Source organism: Pimelobacter simplex (assembly GCF_900114845.1).
Taxonomy (GTDB): Bacteria; Actinomycetota; Actinomycetes; order Propionibacteriales; family Nocardioidaceae; genus Nocardioides; species Nocardioides simplex.
This window is the reverse complement of the sequence record NZ_FOUK01000002.1, coordinates 1,014,107-1,030,196: the sequence shown is the minus strand read 5'-3', so window position 1 is coordinate 1,030,196 and position 16,090 is coordinate 1,014,107. Positions and strand designations below refer to the sequence as shown.

Below are 16,090 nucleotides of genomic sequence, written 5' to 3'. Positions count from 1 at the left end.
GGCGTCCGGTGACCGAGGCGGCGAGGTCGATGGCGACCTGCTTGCCCTCGAGGGAGTCGCCGACCACGATGACGTCCTCGTCGAGGAAGTCGTCCTCGCCCCACAGGGCGGGGGCGGCGACGTTGTGGAAGGCGCCGACCACGGTGGCCTCGGGGGCGATCTCGGCGGCGGACTCGGCGGCGGAGCCCTCGCCGCCGTTGATGACGCGGCCGTGGGCGCCGCGCTTGTCGAAGGCCAGGGGGTTGACGCAGGAGATGACGGTCTTCCCGGCCAATGCCGAGGCCAACGACGCGACGAGCTCGTCGTGGCCGTCGTAGGGGACGGCGAGGAGGACGACGTCGGCGGCGGCGATGGCGTCGGTGTTGGCGGCGCCGCGGGCGGTGCCGGCACCGGCCAGTCCGGCGAGCCGCTCGCTGACCTCGGTGGCGACGGTCTCGGCCTTCTCGGCGGCGCGGGAGCCGAGGACGATGTCGTGGCCGTGGCGTGCGAAGCGGTAGCCCAGGCCCTTGCCCTGCGGGCCGGTGCCGCCGATCACGGCGACGGTGTAGCGGGGGGTCGGGGTGCTGGTGGTCATGGGGATTCTCCTGGTGAGACGGGGGCTGGGGGACTGGAAGGATGCGGGCCATGGAGCGACGAGCGCCGGCCGCGGCCCAGGCACTCGACGTGCTGCGTGTGATCTCGGGGAGCGTCGAGCCGGTGTCGGCGAGCCACATCGCCCGTGAGCTGGGACTCGCCCGGTCGACGACGTACTACCTGCTCGACGTGCTCATCGAGCACGGCTACGTGCGCCACCACGCCGAGCGGCGCCGCTACGGGCTGGGGATCGCGGCGCACGAGCTCGGGTCGGCGTACCAGCGCCAGGCGCCGCTGCGCCGGATGGCCCAGCCGATCATCAACCGGCTCGTCGACGAGGCCGGCCACAACGGGCACTTCGCGATCCTGCACGGGAGCGACGTGGTCTACCTGATCGAGGAGCGGGCGCCCGGGCGGCCGGTGCTGATCAGCGAGGTGGGCGTCCGGCTGCCCGCCCACCTCACCGCCAGCGGCCTGGCCCTGCTCGCGCGGCTGCCGGTGCCGCAGGTGCGGGCGCTGTTCCCGTCGAAGGAGGCGTTCTTCACCCGGCGCGGGCTCGGCCCGCAGTCGCCGACCGAGCTGCGCCGCGCCCTGACCACGGTCCGGCGCGACGGCTACGCCTTCGAGCAGGGCTGGATCATGCCCGACCTGGCCTCGGTCTCGGCCGCCGCGGTCGACGACAACGGCCTGCCGCTCGGGTCGTTCACGCTGACCTTCGCCGAGGAGCACCTCGACACGCTGCCCGCGCTGGCCGCACTCGTCGTCCAGGCCGCGGAGCGGCTGAGCGAGCGAGTGCGGCACTGACGCGAGCGGGTGCTCAGGGCTGCCGGTAGAGCTTGCGGGCGAGCACCACGCCGATGATCGACAGCGGCGCGATCATCATGAAGTAGTACGCCGGCGCGCGCAGCGTGACGTCGCTCCACGCGGTCAGCAGCAGCGGCCCGAGGCTGCCCATGAAGATCATCCCGACGTTGTACGACAGCGCGATGCCGGTGGTGCGCACCTCGGTGTCGAAGAGCTCGACCAGGAGCCCGGTCAGGGTGCCGAAGTACGCCGCGATGACCACGCCGATGAACGCCTCGACCAGGATCAGCGCTCCGGTCGAGCGGTGGCTGAGCAGGAACGACAGCAGCGGGTAGATGCTGACGAAGCCGACGACGGCCGCGGTCAGCAGGATCGGTACGGCGCCGATCCGGTCGGCGAGCCGGCCGAAGCAGGGCGCCAGCACGGCGATCACGGTACCTGCGGTCGCCGCGGCGGCGTACCCGGACCACTGCGCGAGGTCGAGGCGCAGCGCGTAGGCGGCGAGGAAGGTGATCAGGTAGACGCCCATGCCGGCCATGCTGACGCAGAGGGTGCCGACGAGCACTCGTCCCCAGTGGTCGCGCAGCGTCGTGCGCAGGGGGTTCGCGATCGGCTCGGTCGCGCGGAACTCCTCGGTGTCCGGGATCCGGTTGCGGATCCACAGCCCGATCGGGCCGATCAGGATGCCGAAGACGAACGGCAGCCGCCAGGCCCAGGAGTGCAGCGTCTCGGTGTCGACGGTCGTGAACAGCAGCCAGCCGGAGACGCCGGCGAGGATCATCGCCATGCCCTGGGTGGCGGCCTGCCAGCTCGCCAGGAACCGGCGGCCGACCTGCGCGCTCTCGGCCATGAACGTCGTCGCGGCGCCGAACTCGCCGCCCGCGGAGAAGCCCTGGATCAGCCGCGACACCATCAGGATGGCGGGCGCGGCCAGGCCGATGCTGGCGTACGTCGGCGTGATCGCGATGATCGCGACGCCGAGGGTCATCAGCGCGATGGTGAGCGTCAGCGCGGCCTTGCGGCCGTGCTTGTCGGCGAGGTTGCCGATCACCATCGCCCCGACGGGGCGGATCAGGTAGCTGATGAGGAGGCCGGCGTACGTGCTGATCAGGCCGGCGGTCTGGTCGGACCTCGGGAAGAAGAGGACGGCCAGCACCGGCGCCATGTAGGCGTAGATGATGACGTCGTACCACTCCATGACGTTGCCGAGGCCGGCAGCGACGACGGAGCGCCAGGACGAGCGCGGCGCCGTGCGGCGCAGCCCTGCGGACGGGGTGGGTGCAGTGGTCATGACGGGTGGACCTCACTGGTGAAGGGGTGCGCTGCGGGTCGGAGCGCGGGGATGACCTCCGCGCCCAGGAGCGCGGCGCTGTCCAGCAGGTCCTGCCGGCGTGCGTCGCGAGAATGACCGGCCACGATCACGAAGTCCAGCCCGAGGTCGATGAGGGGCTGGATCCGCGCGACGCAGTGGTCGGGGTCGCCGACGATGGCGAACCGCTCCCGCAGGATCCGGTCCTCCTCGCTCGGCGTCGTGCGGAGGTTCGCATGGGTGTCGATCCGGTAGTCGCCGTGGAGCTTCGAGCGCTGGTCGCGATCCGCGAACCTGGCGAGGACGCTGAGGCTGCCCGAGATGAGCTGGTTGGCGACGTCGAGGTCGCGGTGGGTGGCGACGTTGAGGTACGCGCCGTACTGGATGCCGTCGGGGTCGAGACCCGCGTCCGCACGCGCCTTGCGCGCGGTCTCGAGCGCCTGGGCGATCGGCTCCGGCTCGACGCCGACGGTGAGCACGAGGCGATCGGCCAGGCAGGCGCCGAGCTTGATGACCCGCGGTCCGGACGCCGCGACCTCGATCGGGACGGGCGGCAGGCCGGTCTCGGCGACCCAGTCCATCCGGCTGTCGAACTCCTCGATCTGCGCGCGGCCCTCGTTGAGGTAGCCGCGCAGCCGGGTCAGCACCTCCTCGAACTCGCGCACCGGCGCGGGTCCGCGGCCGATGTGGGAGAGCGAGGAGTCGCCGCGGCCGATGCCGAGCACCATCCGCCCGTCCGAGAAGGCGTGCGCGGTTGCTGCCGCCGAGGCGAGCGCGGCGACGTGCCGGGTGACCGGGTTGGTGACGCCGGTGCCGAGCCGGATCCGCTCGGTGCGGGTCGCGGCCACCGAGATCGCGGCGAACGGGTCGCCGGTGAGGTTCTGGCTGTCGGCGGCGAGGAGGCCGTGCCAACCGGACCTCTCGTAGTGGACGGCGAGGTCGGGGAACTCGGTCGCGGGCACGAAGCTGAGGGCGAAGACCTCCACCTCACGCTGGTCGGGGGTGCTCATCGGGCGTCTCCCATCGGGATCTCGAGCCCGGTGCGCTCGGCGCACTCCCGGGCGATCGGGTAGCCCGCGTCGGCGTGCCGCAGCACGGCCGTCGCGGAGTCGTTGCGGAACACGCGGGCCAGCCGCGCGGCTGCCTGGTCGGTGCCGTCGGCGACGCAGACCTGGCCGGAGTGGATCGACTTGCCCATGCCGACCCCGCCGCCGTGGTGGATCGAGACCCACGAGGCGCCGGAGGCGACGTTGACCAGTGCGTTGAGGAGCGGCCAGTCGGCGATCGCGTCGGAGCCGTCGAGCATCCCCTCGGTCTCCCGGTACGGCGACGCGACCGAGCCGCCGTCGAAGTGGTCGCGGCCGACCACGATCGGCGCGGCCACCTCGCCACGCCGGACGAGGTCGTTGAACGCGAGCGCGGCCAGGTCGCGCTGACCGTGGCCCAGCCAGCAGATCCGGGCGGGCAGGCCCTGCTGGGGGACCCGGTCGCCGGCCAGCCGCAGCCAGCGCTGCAGGCCTTCGTCGTCGGGGAAGAGCTCGGCGACGGCCCGGTCGGTGCGGGCGATGTCGGCGGGGTCGCCGGAGAGCGCGACCCAGCGGAACGGGCCGCGGCCCTCGCTGAAGAGCGGGCGGACGTACTCCTGCACGAATCCGGGGATCTCGAAGGCGTCGGTGCAGCCACCCTGGGCGGCGAACGCGCGCAGCGAGTTGCCGTAGTCGAAGACGACGGCGCCGCCGCGCCGGAAGCCGAGCATCGCCTCGACGTGCGCGGCCATCGAGGCGAGCGCCTGCTCGTGGCAGCCGGCCGGGTCGCGGCGGACCTTCTCGGCCCAGCCGTCGAGGTCCTCGCCGGCCGGCAGGTAGGTGAGCGGCTCGTGCGCCGAGGTCTGGTCGGTGACGACGTCGATCCGCGCGCCGCTGCGCAGGTACGCCGGCAGCACCTCGGCCGCGTTGGCGCAGACGCCGATCGAGAGCGGACGCCGGGCCGCGGCGGCCTCCTCGGCCATCCGCAGCGCGGCCTCCGGGCTGTCCGCGGTCGTGTCGAGGTAGCCGAGCTCGACCCGGCGGGCGACCTTGGCCGGGTCGACGTCGAGGCAGATCGCGACGCCGCCGTTCATCGTGACGGCGAGCGGCTGGGCGCCGCCCATGCCGCCGAGCCCCGCGGTCACCGTGATGGTGCCGGCGAGGTCGCCGCCGAAGCGCTGCCGGGCGACGGCCGCGAACGTCTCGTAGGTGCCCTGCACGATGCCCTGGCTGCCGATGTAGAGCCACGAGCCGGCCGTCATCTGGCCGAACATGATCAGCCCCAGCTCGTCGAGCCGGCGGAACTCGTCCCAGCTCGCCCAGTCGCCGACCAGGTTGCCGTTCGCGATCAGGACGCGCGGCGCCTCGGGCGTCGTGTCCAGGACGCCGACCGGCTTGCCCGACTGCACGAGCAGGGTCTGGTCGGAGCGCAGCGTCGTGAGCCGGTGCGCGATGGCGTCGAACGACGCCCAGTCGCGCGCGGCCTTGCCGGAGCCGCCGTAGACGACGAGGTCGGCGGGGTTCTCCGCGACGTCCGGGTCGAGGTTGTTGTGCAGCATCCGGTACACCGCCTCCTGCTCCCACCCGAGGGTGGAGAGCCCGCTGCCACGCGGGGATCGGAGGGTGCGGACGGGGGACACGGCTGTCATGCGGAACTCCTGCTCTCGACGCTTCTTGCCCGTCATCCTGGGCGCGTGGAGCAGGTGTGCGGGAGGTCACAACCTCGATATGTGTCCCGCTGGCGGGACAAACCAGAGCGGCGGCCTCAGTGCGCGGGGAGGGCGGCCACGGGCAGCGTCACGCGGTCCATCTCCTGGCCGCCGTCGCAGGTCAGCAGCGCGACGGTGGCCGTGCCGTCGTGCTGGCCGACGACCTCCCAGTGCCCGCCGGAGGTGATCCAGCGGTCGAGCGCGGCCTGCCCGTCTGACGGCTCAGACGACACCGGAGGCCGCCCAGGCGACGCCGGTGACGGTGAACGGGCCGTCGCCGAGCTCGGCGCGCAGCGCCGCGGCGAGCCGGTCGCGGGCGGCGGCGTCGAGCCCCGCGACGTAGCCGCCGGCCGGGCCGACGCCGAGGGTGTAGGGCTCCCACCAGTCGGCGAAGCGGGCGAACGGGACCGTCACGGACAGCTCGGTCTCGCGCACCTCGCGCAGCCCGGCCGCGTCGAGCAGCGCGACCAGGTCGCCGCCGTGGGCGCCGGGGAGGCTGCTCTCGCCGGTCAGGTCCGGATCGAGGCTCGCGGCCGCGCGCCACAGCGGTGACAGGGGGCCGCGCCCACCGCCGTGGTCCCACACGCACGCACTCACCCGGCCTCCCGGACGGGTGACCCGGCGCATCTCGCCGATCCCGGCCGCGGGGTCGCTCATGAAGTTCACGACGAGCTGGGCGAGCGTGGCGCCGAAGGCGGCGTCGGCGAAGGGGAGGGTCTCCGCCGACGCCGCACGTACGTCGGCACCGGGGTGGGCCGCCGCGGTCGCCGCGACGAAGGAGGCGACGGGGTCGACGGCCGCGACGAGGGGAGCCCCGCGGCGCCGGACCAGCTCGGCGGTGAGCATGCCGGGTCCGCAGCCGACGTCCAGCACGGGGGCGTCCGGCTCGACGCCGGCCAGGCCGACGTCCGCGAACAGCCGGGCGAGGGGCCCGGAGAAGGTCCCCATGAAGCGGACGTAGGCGTCGGCCGCGACCTCGAACATGGCCACGGGCCGATCATTCTCCGGGCGGCGCCGCCTGTCTATCCCGTCGCCGGCGTCAGTCGAGCACGCCCGGCGCGGCACCCTCGTCGTCGAGCCAGTCCTGGCCGTCGTCGAAGAGGTCGCGCTCCTGGCCCTTCTCGTCGTCGCGCTTGCGGTCGCCGCGGCGTCCGCCCGCGCCGGCCGCGGCACCACCGCGACCTCGCGAGCCCTGGCCTCCGCGGCCGCCGGCGCCCCCGGCCGCACCGCCCCGGCCGCCGCCCGCGCCGCGGGCGCCGCCGGCGCGGTTGACCTGGCTGCCCGGCGCGCCGGCACCGCCGCCGCGGGTGAGGGAGCCCGGGCCGCCGGTGCGCGAGGTGGCACCGATGGTGCCGCCGGAGCCGCTGAGGCCGCGGCCGTTGAGGAGACCGCGGATGCCGTTGACGATGCCCGGAGCACCGAAGACGCCGGCGCCCACCGCGCCGCCGAGCACCGCGGGACCGACGCCACCGCCACCGCCGGAGCCGCCGGGGCCGCCCGGGCCACCGGGGACGTGCGGGCCGACGGGGTCGGACGGCGGGTAGCCGGTGGGGAGCTCGGGCGGGTGGACGGGACCGACCGGGGGGACCGGCGGGTGCTGGATCGTGGGCGGCGGGTGCTCGATGACGGGCGGCGGGGTCACCGGGATCGTCGGGTGCACCGGCGGCGGCACGTAGGGGTTGCTCGGACGACCGATCGGCGGGACGCCGCCGCTGCCACCCGGGTCGGGACGGCCGGGCTTGTTGGGCGTCTTGTCCTCGGGCTCGCCGTGGATGCGCTGGAAGACGTCGGCCGCCTCGCGGTAGCGGTCCTTGAGGTCCTGCACCTTCTTCCGGGCGTCCTCGTCGGCCCCCGCGTACGCCGAGACCTGGTTGTTGTAGGTCTCCATCTGGCGGGCGTGGACCTTGAGCGCCTGGATCTCGGCGGCGTCGTCGGTGCCGGTCGGGGTCGGGAACGGCGGCGGGTCGCCGGGGGAGGTGCCGGGGGCGCCGGCCGCGGCGGCCCGGGCGGCGGTCATCGCGGGGATGACCTTCTCGAGCGCCTGCTGGGCGTCCTCGAGGTCCTTCTGCCGGGCGCTGATCCGGGTGGCGGCCTGGTCGAAGGCGTCGTGGGCGTCCTGGCCGATGGTGGAGCCGGCGCCGAAGCCCTTGCGGATCTCGGGCGCGGCCAGCAGCAGGGCGCGGGCGACGTTCTCGAGGGCGGTGGCGCCCTTGCCCCAGGCGTCGCGGGAGATGTCGACGTCGTCGATCGCGGCCTCGTCCATGCCCGTCGTGCGGTGCTTGAGGTCGGCGATGTGCTGGCCGGTCATGAGGCGTCCTCGTCGGTCTCGTCGGAGTCGTCGGCGGCCGGCGGCTCGTCGCTGGGGACGTCGCCGGTGTGGTCGTTCTGGGCCTCGACGTGGCCCTGCTGGCCGAGGTCGATGTTCTCGGTGCGGGCCACGATCCGGGTCAGGTCGGCCTGGGCCTGCTCGTCGGTGCGGGTCACCAGGGCCTGGGCGTCGAGGACCGAGGCGTGGAACTTCTCGAGGTCGCTCTTCATGCCCTTGAGGGTGTCGACGACGACCCCGTGGGCGCGGGTGTGGTGGTAGGCGATCCGGGAGGCCTCCTCGCCCATGCCGAACGAGGCGGACCGGATGAATCCGTCGACGGGGAACTTGTTGGCCTCGAGGTCGGTGATGCCCTGGTCGAGGGCGGTCAGCACGCCCTTGATCTGGTCGACGACCAGGTCGAGCCCCTGGGCGGGCGCGCCGTCGGTCTTGAGGTCGCCGATCGAGAGTGCGCCGGCCAGCCGTGTGCCGAGTTCAGCGAACATGGTGCGTGTCCTTCGGGTCCGAGAGGAGAGGGCAACCGGCCGACTACCCACCCCGCGAGGCGGTGAAACCGACGAGCCGCACTCCGTTGCTAGGGTGGCGGCTCCACCGTCCCGGAAGGATATGTCGGATGTGGTCTCGGGTCTCGCGCACCGTCCTCTCGACGGCGTCCGCTGCCGTCCTCGTCGCCGCGCTCGCGGGCTGCGGCGACGACGACCCGAAGGGTGACGGGCCCACGCCGTCCGGCTCGTCCGCACCCACCTCCGCGGGCGCGACCGGTGCGACCGAGGGCACGCCGTCGGCGACGGTCGCGCCCGCCACCGGCCCGCTCCTCGAGATCCCCGCGCTCAGCCTGCACCTGACCGAGGGGCCGCGCTGGCGGACGTCGTCGCTGGGCACCCAGACGGTCTCCGGCAGCTACCTCACCGACGAGGGCTACCCGGTGATGGTCACCGCGAGCGACATCAGCACCATCCAGACCGACCTCGAGGCCGACGCGAAGGCGTTCCTCGCCGCGTCGCAGAACAGGCCGGCGCCGCGCCGCATCGCCAACCGGGTGGTCGACGGCGTCGAGGCCTGGGCCGCCGAGGGCAGCAATGCCGACAAGCGGTCCTACTGGGTCGGCGGCCTGCACGGCGGGCGGCAGTGGAGCGTGCAGATCGAGACGCCGCTCGACCTGCCCGGCGCCGACGAGCTGCGCGAGCAGATCCTCGCCAGCATCACCTGGAAGGTCTAGCTCAGCCGGCGCCGACCAGGCGCAGCGCGAGGTCGGAGTAGTAGTCGCCGATCTGGTCCGGCGTCCACTCGCCGTCCTCGCGGTACCAGCGCGCGATGTCGACCGACATCGAGGCGAGCGCCGTCGCGGCCAGAGCCGGGTCGGGCGTGTCGAAGACGCCGGCCGTGACGCCGTCGCGGACCAGGGTGCGCAGCTCGCGGTCGATGCCGGTGCGGAGCTCGTCGATGCTCGCCCGGTGCTCGGCGCTGAGCGCGGCGAGCTCGTAGTTGAGGATCCGGGCGACGGTGTGGTGGTGGGCGTGGAACTCGGCGAACGCGCGGGCCACGGCGGCCAGCTGGGCGACCGGGTCGGACGTCGTGGCCCGGGCCGTGCGGATCACGTCGAGCGCGGACTGGTGGCCCTCGCGGGAGATCAGGAAGAGCAGCTCCTCCTTGGACTTGTGGTGCACGTAGACCGCGGCCGGGCTCATCCCGGCCCCGCCGGCGATGTCGCGCGTCGTCGTCCCGTGGAAGCCCTTCTCGGAGAACGCCGCCACGGCTGCCTCGAGCAGGCGCGCGCGGGTCGCCTCGGCGCGCGGTGAGCCGGTCATCGGCGTCCCTCCTCGGTTCTTGACGGGGCCCGGTGCCCGCGTGCAGAGTAGAGGCTAGCGCGCTAAGCAAGCGCTTAGTAACTCATTCGACGGAGCGAGGCGGCACGGTGGGCACGAGGTTCGAGGGCAAGACGGCGATCATCACCGGCGCGAGCCGGGGGATCGGGTTCGCGATCGCCGAGCGGCTGGTCGCCGACGGCGCGCGGGTGGTCATCACCGGACGCGGCCAGGAGGCGCTGGACGAGGCCGTCGCAGCCCTCGGCGGGACCGCGCACGCGCTCGGCGTGGCCGGCAAGGCGGACGACGCCGAGCACCAGGCCGCCACCGTCCGCCAGGCGCTCGCCAGCTTCGGCAGCATCGACTTCCTCGTCAACAACACCGGCATCAACCCGGCGTACGGGCCGATGATCGAGCTCGACCTCGGTGCCGCGCGCAAGGTGGTCGAGGTCAACGTGCTCGCCACGCTGGCCTGGACCCAGCAGGTGCACGCCGCCTGGCAGAAGGAGCACGGCGGCGCGGTCGTCAACATCTCGTCGGTCTCCGGCGTCAAGCCCGCCCCGGGCATCGGGATCTACGGCGCCAGCAAGGCGATGCTCATCTCGATGACCGAGCTGCTGGCCGTCGAGCTCGGCCCCGACATCCGGGTCAACGCGGTCGCCCCTGCCGTGGTCAAGACCAAGTTCGCCACCGCGCTCTACGAGGGCCGCGAGGCCGAGGTCGCCGAGCAGTACCCGCTCAAGCGGCTCGGCGAGCCCGACGACATCGGCAGCGTGGTCTCGTTCCTGCTCTCCGGCGAGTCCGCCTGGATGACCGGCCAGACCCTCGTCGTCGACGGCGGCCTCACGCTCACCGGCGGCGTCGAGTGAACCCGCCGGGCCTCGACCTCGACCGGCTCGGCGCCTGGCTGTCCGCCGAGGTCCTCGGCGCCGGTGCCCAGCTGAGCGCCGAGCTCGTCGCGGGCGGCAAGTCCAACCTCACGTTCGTCGTCTCCGACGGCAGCCAGGAGTGGATCGTGCGCCGCCCACCGCTGGGCCACGTGCTCGCGACGGCGCACGACATGGGCCGCGAGTACCGTGTCATGTCGGCGCTGCAGGACACGGACGTCCCGGTGCCCCGCACCTTCGCCTTCTGCTCCGACCCCGAGGTCGTCGGCGCCGACTTCTACGTCATGGAGCGGTGCGCCGGGGTGCCCTACCGCCGCGCGTCCGAGCTCGAGCCGCTCGGGTCCGAGCGCGTCCGCGGCATCTCCGAGCGTCTCGTCGACACCCTGCTCGCGCTCCACGCGGTCGACCCTGCCGCCGTCGGGCTCACCGACTTCGGCCGCCCGGAGGGCTTCCTCGGGCGCCAGGTCGGGCGCTGGCGCAAGCAGCTCGACGCGTCGTACACGCGGGACCTGCCGGCCGCCGACGAGCTGCACCGCCGGCTCGCCGCGAGCGTGCCGGACGAGGCGCCGACCGGCATCGTGCACGGCGACTACCGCCTCGACAACGTGCTCGTCGACAGCACCGACGGGATCGATCGCGCGACCGCCGTCCTGGACTGGGAGATGGCGACCCTCGGCGACCCGCTCACCGACCTCGCGCTGATGCTCACCTACCACCAGCTCGCCACCGAGATCGGCGAGGCCGTCGCCGACGCCTCCGAGGCGCCGGGCTTCCTCGGCGAGGACGAGGTCGTCGCCCGGTACGCCGCGGGCAGCGACCGCGACCTGTCCCGCTTCGGCTGGTACCGCGGCCTCGCGGCGTTCAAGCTCGCCGCGATCCTCGAGGGCATCCACTACCGCTTCCTTGCCGGCCAGACCGTCGGCGAGGGCTTCGCCGGGATCGGCGACGCCATCCACCCCCTGCTCGACGCGGGCCTCGCGGCCCTGAAGGAGAACGACTGATGGACTTCGGATTCGACGCCCGCACCGAGGAGCTCCGGGCCACGCTGCTCGACTTCATGGACACCCACGTCCACCCGGCCGAGGCGGTCTTCCACGACCAGCTCGCCGCGCTCGACGACCGCTGGGCCTGGGACTCGACGCCCGTCATGGTCGAGCTGCGCGCCGAGGCCCGCCGCCGCGGCCTGTGGAACCTCTTCCACCCGGGCGCCGAGGGCGCCGGCCTGACCAACCTCCAGTACGCCGTGATGGCCGAGATCTCGGGGCGCAGCATCCACCTCGCGCCGCCGGCGATGAACTGCGCCGCCCCCGACACCGGCAACATGGAGGTGCTCTCGCAGTTCGGCACCCCCGAGCAGAAGGCGCAGTGGCTCGAGCCGCTGCTCGCCGGCGAGATCCGCTCGGCGTTCGCGATGACCGAGCCCGACGTGGCGTCGTCCGACGCGACGAACATCGAGATGTCGATCGTGCGCGACGGTGACGAGTACGTCCTCAACGGCCGCAAGTGGTGGATCACCGGCGCGATGAACCCCAACTGCAAGATCTTCATCGTGATGGGCAAGACCGACCCGTCGGCCGAGCGGCACCGCCAGCAGTCGATGATCCTGGTCCCGCGCGACACCCCGGGCCTCGAGGTCGTGCGCGGCATGGAGGTCTACGGGTACGACGACCACGAGCACGGTGGCCACGCGGAGCTGCGGTTCACCGACGTCCGGGTCCCGGTGAGCAACCTGATCGGCGAGGAGGGCGGCGGCTTCGGCATCGCCCAGGCCCGCCTCGGCCCGGGCCGCATCCACCACTGCATGCGCTCGATCGGCATCGCCGAGCGCGCCATCGAGATGATGTGCGAGCGCGCCGACGCGCGGGTCGCCTTCGGCAAGCCGCTCGCCGACCAGGGTGTCGTCCGGGGCTGGATCGCGGAGTCCCGGGTCAAGCTCGAGCAGCTGCGCCTGCTGGTGCTCAAGACCGCCTGGCTGATGGACACCGTGGGCAACAAGGGCGCCCACACCGAGATCCAGGCGATCAAGATCGCCACCCCCGAGACCGTCCAGTGGATCCTCGACAAGGCGATCCAGCTGCACGGCGCCGGCGGACTCTCGCAGGACCACCCGCTGGCCAACATGTACGCCGGCATCCGCACCCTGCGGTTCGCCGACGGCCCCGACGAGGTCCACAAGAACGCGCTCGCGCGCACCGAGCTGCGCCGCCAGGCGGCGGCCCGCGAGGCCCGCTGAGTGCGTCGGTAGCCGGGCGGAGGACCCCCACTACGATCGCCGTATGAGCGCGACCCTCGTCACCAAGGACCTGGCCGGGGGCCACGCGCACCGCACCCTCTTCGAGGCTCTCGACCTGACGGTCGCGCCGGGCGACGTGGTGGGGGTGGTCGGCGCCAACGGTGCCGGCAAGACCACCCTGCTGCGGATCCTCGCCAGCGACCTGGCCCCGCTCGGCGGACTCGTCTCGACCGCTCCCGGCGACGCCTTCGTCGGCTGGCTCCCGCAGGAGCACGAGCGCGTCGCCGGAGAGACCCTCGGCCAGTACGTCGCCCGCCGCACGGGCGCCGCGGCCGCGACCGAGGCGATGGAGCGGGCCGCCGCCGAGCTGGGCACCGGCGACGATCCCCGGACCGCGGACGCCTACGCCGAGAGCCTCGACCACTGGCTGGCCAGTGGCGCGCCCGACCTCGACGAGCGGTTGCCGCCGATGCTGGCGGACCTCGGCCTGGACGTCGGTCCCGACGCCCTGATGACCGCGCTGTCGGGTGGTCAGGCCGCCCGGGCCGCGCTGGCCGTGCTGATGCTGAGCCGGTTCGACCTGGTGCTCCTCGACGAGCCGACCAACGACCTCGACCTCGCCGGGCTCGACCGCCTCGAGGACTTCGTGCGGGGCCTGCGCGCCGGCGTCGTCCTGGTCTCCCACGACCGCGAGTTCCTCTCGCGCGTGGTGACCCGCGTCGTCGAGCTCGACCTCGCCCAGCACCAGGTCGCCGTGTACGACGGCGGGTACGACGCGTTCCTCGAGGAGCGCGCCGTCGCCCGGCGGCACGCGCGGGAGGCGTACGAGGAGTTCGCGGACAAGAAGGCCGACCTGGTCAGGCGCGCCCGGGTCCAGCGGGAGTGGAGCTCCCAGGGCGTGCGCAACGCGATGCGGAAGTCGCCCGACAACGACAAGGTCCGCCGCCGGGCGCAGTCGGAGTCGTCCGAGAAGCAGGCCCAGAAGGTCCGCCAGATGGAGTCACGGATCGCGCGCCTGGAGGAGGTCGAGGAGCCGCGCAAGGAGTGGGAGCTGCGCTTCTCGATCGCCGCCGCCCCGCGGTCGAGCTCCGTGGTCGCCACCCTCGACGAGGCCACCGTGCGGCTCGGCGACTTCACGTTCGGCCCGGTGTCGCTCCAGGTCAGCGCCGGCGACCGGATCGGCATCGTCGGCCCCAACGGCGCGGGCAAGACGACGCTGCTGCGGCTCCTCCTCGGCCGGCTCGCCCCGGACGCGGGCCGGGCCAGCGCGGGAGCATCGGTCGCCGTCGGCGAGATCGACCAGGCGCGGACCGGGCTCGACGACGACCTGCCGCTCGGGGCGGCGTTCGAGGCCGCCATGCCGGAGATGGCGCCGGCCGACGTCCGCACGATGCTGGCGAAGTTCGGCCTCAAGGCCGACCAGGTCACCAGCACCGTCGGCCGGCTCTCCCCGGGGGAGCGGACCCGCGCGGCGATGGCGCTCCTGCAGGCCCGCGGGGTCAACCTGCTCGTCCTCGACGAGCCCACCAACCACCTCGACCTGCCGGCGATCGAGCAGCTCGAGGAGGCCCTCGACTCCTACGACGGCGCGCTGCTGCTGGTCACGCACGACCGCCGGCTGCTCGACAACGTGCGGCTCGACCAGCGCTGGCAGGTCGACGACGGTCGCGTGGTCGCGGTCAGGTGAGCGCCCGCGCCGCCGCGGTCACCCGCCGCGTCCCGGCCTTCGTCTGACGCGAGGCGGCCCATCGGATCGGGCTGTCGGGGTCGGTGCCCTTGTCGACGAGGAACCAGTCGGCCTGCACTCGATCGCTGGCGAACTCGACGATCATGCAGCCGGTCCGGAAGCCCTCGGACCAGCGGATCCACGGGTTCGCGAGCGCCGCATTCGTGTTGAGGACGGTGTCGAGCAGGTTGCCCACCCCGGGCGCGACCTGGTTGACCATCGTCTGCAGTGACGGCGACGCGACGCCGGGCGTGACGTACTCGACGGCGACCGACCTGCGGTCGAGCAGGTAGCGGTTGGGCCGGGCGGGGATCTCGCTGGCGAAGCTCTGGTGCACGTCGCCGGTGAGGATCACGACGTCATCGATGCCGGCCATGCCGTCGACCAGGCGCTGGCGCTGGGCGAGGAAGCCGTTCCAGTCCTCGACGTAGAGCTGGAGCAGGGGCTCCTCGAGCTTCTTCGAGAGCGCCGGGCCGAGCAGGTCCGTGACCTGGCCGGGGACCTGGGGGAGCAGCACCTGCGGGAAGAACGGCACCTGGTTGCCGAGCACCTTCCAGCGCGCCGTGCTCGCGGCGAGGCCGGTGACCAGCCAGTGCTCCTGGTCGTCGCCGATCATCGAGGCGTCGGGATCGCTGGACGACGAGCCGAGGGCGACGTACCCGAGGAGGGCGCTCTTCGGCGGCTGGGTGCGGAACCGGCGCTCGTCGAGCATCCAGAGGTCGACCTGGTCACCGAACGCGAGCCGGCGGTTGATCCGCTGCCAGTCGTCGGGGTCGGTGTGCCGGATGGGCAGCCACTCGAGGAAGGCGCGGCGTCCGGCCGTCGCCCGGGTCGCCCAGTCGCCCTCGGTGGCGGGATCGTGGTTCTCCGCGCCGTCCTGCCAGGTGTCGTTGGCGATCTCGTGGTCGTCCCACACCGCAACCATCGGGTGCGCGGCATGGAGGTCCTGGAGGTTCGCCTCGAGCTTGTAGCAGCCGTGCCGGACGCGGTAGTCGGCGAGCGTCGTGCACTCGTGGAGCGGGTCGGCATTGCGCGGGTTCTTGGGGTAGCCGCCGAGGACGCCGCCCGGGGCGTACTCGTAGACGTAGTCGCCGAGGTGCAGGATCGCGTGCAGGTCCGTGCGCTGGGCGAGGAACTTGTAGGGGACGAAGTAGCCCCAGTCGTAGTTGGCGCACGACACGACGCCGAACCGCACCGGAGCCGACGACCCGGGGGCCGCCGCGGTCCGGGTGCGCCCGGTGCGCGAGGTCGCGCCCAGGGCCGTGAACCGGTAGTAGTACGCCGTCGCGGGCTGCAGGCCGCTGACGTCGACGTGCAGCGTGTGGTCGCGCGCGGCCGACGCGACGGCGCTGCCCTGCTGGACGACGAGACTGAAGCCGGCGTCGCGCGCGATCTCCCAGGTGACGTCCACGTCCGGACCGGCGCCCGAGCCGGGCGCCGCCTCGACCGACGGCGTGACCCGGGTCCAGAGCACGATGCCGCCGGGCAGGGGATCGCCCGAAGCGACACCGTGCACGAACGGCGCGCCTGCGGCGACGGCCTCGGGCCACGACGCGAGGGCGAGCGCGGCGCCACCGCCGATCGCGCCGGCGATGAGGGTGCGGCGGGAAAGGGCGCGCTGCGGAAGGGACGAGTCAGACATGGGGGGCCTCCTGCTGGACTGACCTCGCAACGAGATAGGTGTGACCTGCGT

Annotated in this window: 16 protein-coding genes; 6 read left to right on the top strand and 10 right to left on the bottom strand. The window is 73.4% G+C overall.

Going from position 1 to position 16,090, the window contains the following annotated elements; all coding sequences use genetic code 11:
* Window positions 1-574: NADPH-dependent F420 reductase (gene npdG, locus BM223_RS12515; protein WP_075018574.1), on the bottom strand; the 574-nt coding region annotated here is incomplete at its 3' end.
* Between the two features lie 50 nt (window positions 575-624).
* Between npdG and BM223_RS12510 the strand changes: the two genes are divergently transcribed.
* Window positions 625-1,377 (top strand): IclR family transcriptional regulator, encoded by a 753-nt coding sequence (locus BM223_RS12510; protein ID WP_141267453.1) that lies wholly within the window; start codon window positions 625-627, stop codon window positions 1,375-1,377.
* Between the two features lie 13 nt (window positions 1,378-1,390).
* Here BM223_RS12510 and BM223_RS12505 read toward each other — a convergent pair whose 3' ends face one another.
* The 7 genes from BM223_RS12505 to BM223_RS12480 form a co-directional block, all read right to left on the bottom strand.
* Window positions 1,391-2,668: an MFS transporter gene (locus tag BM223_RS12505; RefSeq protein ID WP_038677518.1), complete on the bottom strand. Its 1,278-nt coding sequence runs from the start codon at window positions 2,666-2,668 to the stop codon at window positions 1,391-1,393.
* Window positions 2,665-3,696, bottom strand: a complete 1,032-nt coding sequence (locus BM223_RS12500) for an LLM class flavin-dependent oxidoreductase (protein WP_038677520.1) — start codon at window positions 3,694-3,696, stop codon at window positions 2,665-2,667. Before BM223_RS12500 ends, BM223_RS12505 begins: the two co-directional genes overlap by 4 nt.
* The gene (gene hutU, locus BM223_RS12495; protein WP_038677521.1) at window positions 3,693-5,360 is read right to left on the bottom strand and encodes a urocanate hydratase; all 1,668 of its coding nucleotides are present in this window, start codon (window positions 5,358-5,360) and stop codon (window positions 3,693-3,695) included. The genes BM223_RS12500 and hutU overlap by 4 nt, the downstream gene beginning before the upstream one ends.
* Before the next feature lie 116 nt (window positions 5,361-5,476).
* Window positions 5,477-5,653 (bottom strand): hypothetical protein, encoded by a 177-nt coding sequence (locus BM223_RS28985; protein WP_170222546.1) that lies wholly within the window; start codon window positions 5,651-5,653, stop codon window positions 5,477-5,479.
* Window positions 5,643-6,404, bottom strand: coding sequence for a class I SAM-dependent methyltransferase (locus tag BM223_RS12490; protein ID WP_038683781.1), 762 nt, complete (start codon window positions 6,402-6,404; stop codon window positions 5,643-5,645). The genes BM223_RS28985 and BM223_RS12490 overlap by 11 nt, the downstream gene beginning before the upstream one ends.
* Window positions 6,405-6,459: 55 nt before the next feature.
* Entirely contained in the window at window positions 6,460-7,728 is a 1,269-nt protein-coding gene (locus BM223_RS12485; RefSeq protein ID WP_075018573.1) for a hypothetical protein, read from the bottom strand.
* The gene (locus BM223_RS12480; RefSeq protein ID WP_038677524.1) at window positions 7,725-8,231 is read right to left on the bottom strand and encodes a hypothetical protein; all 507 of its coding nucleotides are present in this window, start codon (window positions 8,229-8,231) and stop codon (window positions 7,725-7,727) included. The genes BM223_RS12485 and BM223_RS12480 overlap by 4 nt, the downstream gene beginning before the upstream one ends.
* A 128-nt stretch (window positions 8,232-8,359) precedes the next feature.
* On the opposite strand from BM223_RS12480, the gene BM223_RS12475 reads away from it, so the two are divergent.
* Window positions 8,360-8,965: a hypothetical protein gene (locus BM223_RS12475; protein WP_038677525.1), complete on the top strand. Its 606-nt coding sequence runs from the start codon at window positions 8,360-8,362 to the stop codon at window positions 8,963-8,965.
* 1 nt (window position 8,966) lies between these two features.
* Here BM223_RS12475 and BM223_RS12470 read toward each other — a convergent pair whose 3' ends face one another.
* Window positions 8,967-9,554, bottom strand: a complete 588-nt coding sequence (locus BM223_RS12470; RefSeq protein ID WP_038677526.1) for a TetR/AcrR family transcriptional regulator — start codon at window positions 9,552-9,554, stop codon at window positions 8,967-8,969.
* Window positions 9,555-9,661: 107 nt separating this feature from the next.
* Between BM223_RS12470 and BM223_RS12465 the strand changes: the two genes are divergently transcribed.
* The 4 genes from BM223_RS12465 to BM223_RS12450 are packed head-to-tail and all read left to right on the top strand — an operon-like array spanning window position 9,662 to window position 14,358.
* Window positions 9,662-10,420, top strand: coding sequence for an SDR family oxidoreductase (locus BM223_RS12465; RefSeq protein ID WP_038677528.1), 759 nt, complete (start codon window positions 9,662-9,664; stop codon window positions 10,418-10,420).
* Window positions 10,417-11,439 carry a phosphotransferase family protein gene (locus tag BM223_RS12460; protein ID WP_038677530.1) on the top strand — a complete coding sequence of 341 codons (1,023 nt, stop codon included), beginning with the start codon at window positions 10,417-10,419 and terminating at the stop codon, window positions 11,437-11,439. Before BM223_RS12465 ends, BM223_RS12460 begins: the two co-directional genes overlap by 4 nt.
* On the top strand, window positions 11,439-12,671 hold the full coding sequence (locus BM223_RS12455; RefSeq protein ID WP_038677532.1) for an acyl-CoA dehydrogenase family protein: 1,233 nt from the start codon (window positions 11,439-11,441) through the stop codon (window positions 12,669-12,671). The genes BM223_RS12460 and BM223_RS12455 overlap by 1 nt, the downstream gene beginning before the upstream one ends.
* Before the next feature lie 43 nt (window positions 12,672-12,714).
* Window positions 12,715-14,358: an ABC-F family ATP-binding cassette domain-containing protein gene (locus BM223_RS12450; RefSeq protein WP_038677533.1), complete on the top strand. Its 1,644-nt coding sequence runs from the start codon at window positions 12,715-12,717 to the stop codon at window positions 14,356-14,358.
* Here the strand turns inward: BM223_RS12450 and BM223_RS12445 are convergent.
* Complete coding sequence (locus BM223_RS12445; protein ID WP_038677535.1) at window positions 14,351-16,039, bottom strand: alkaline phosphatase D family protein; 1,689 nt, start codon at window positions 16,037-16,039, stop codon at window positions 14,351-14,353. The two genes, BM223_RS12450 and BM223_RS12445, sit on opposite strands and share 8 nt — an antisense overlap.
* Window positions 16,040-16,090 lie beyond the last annotated feature (51 nt).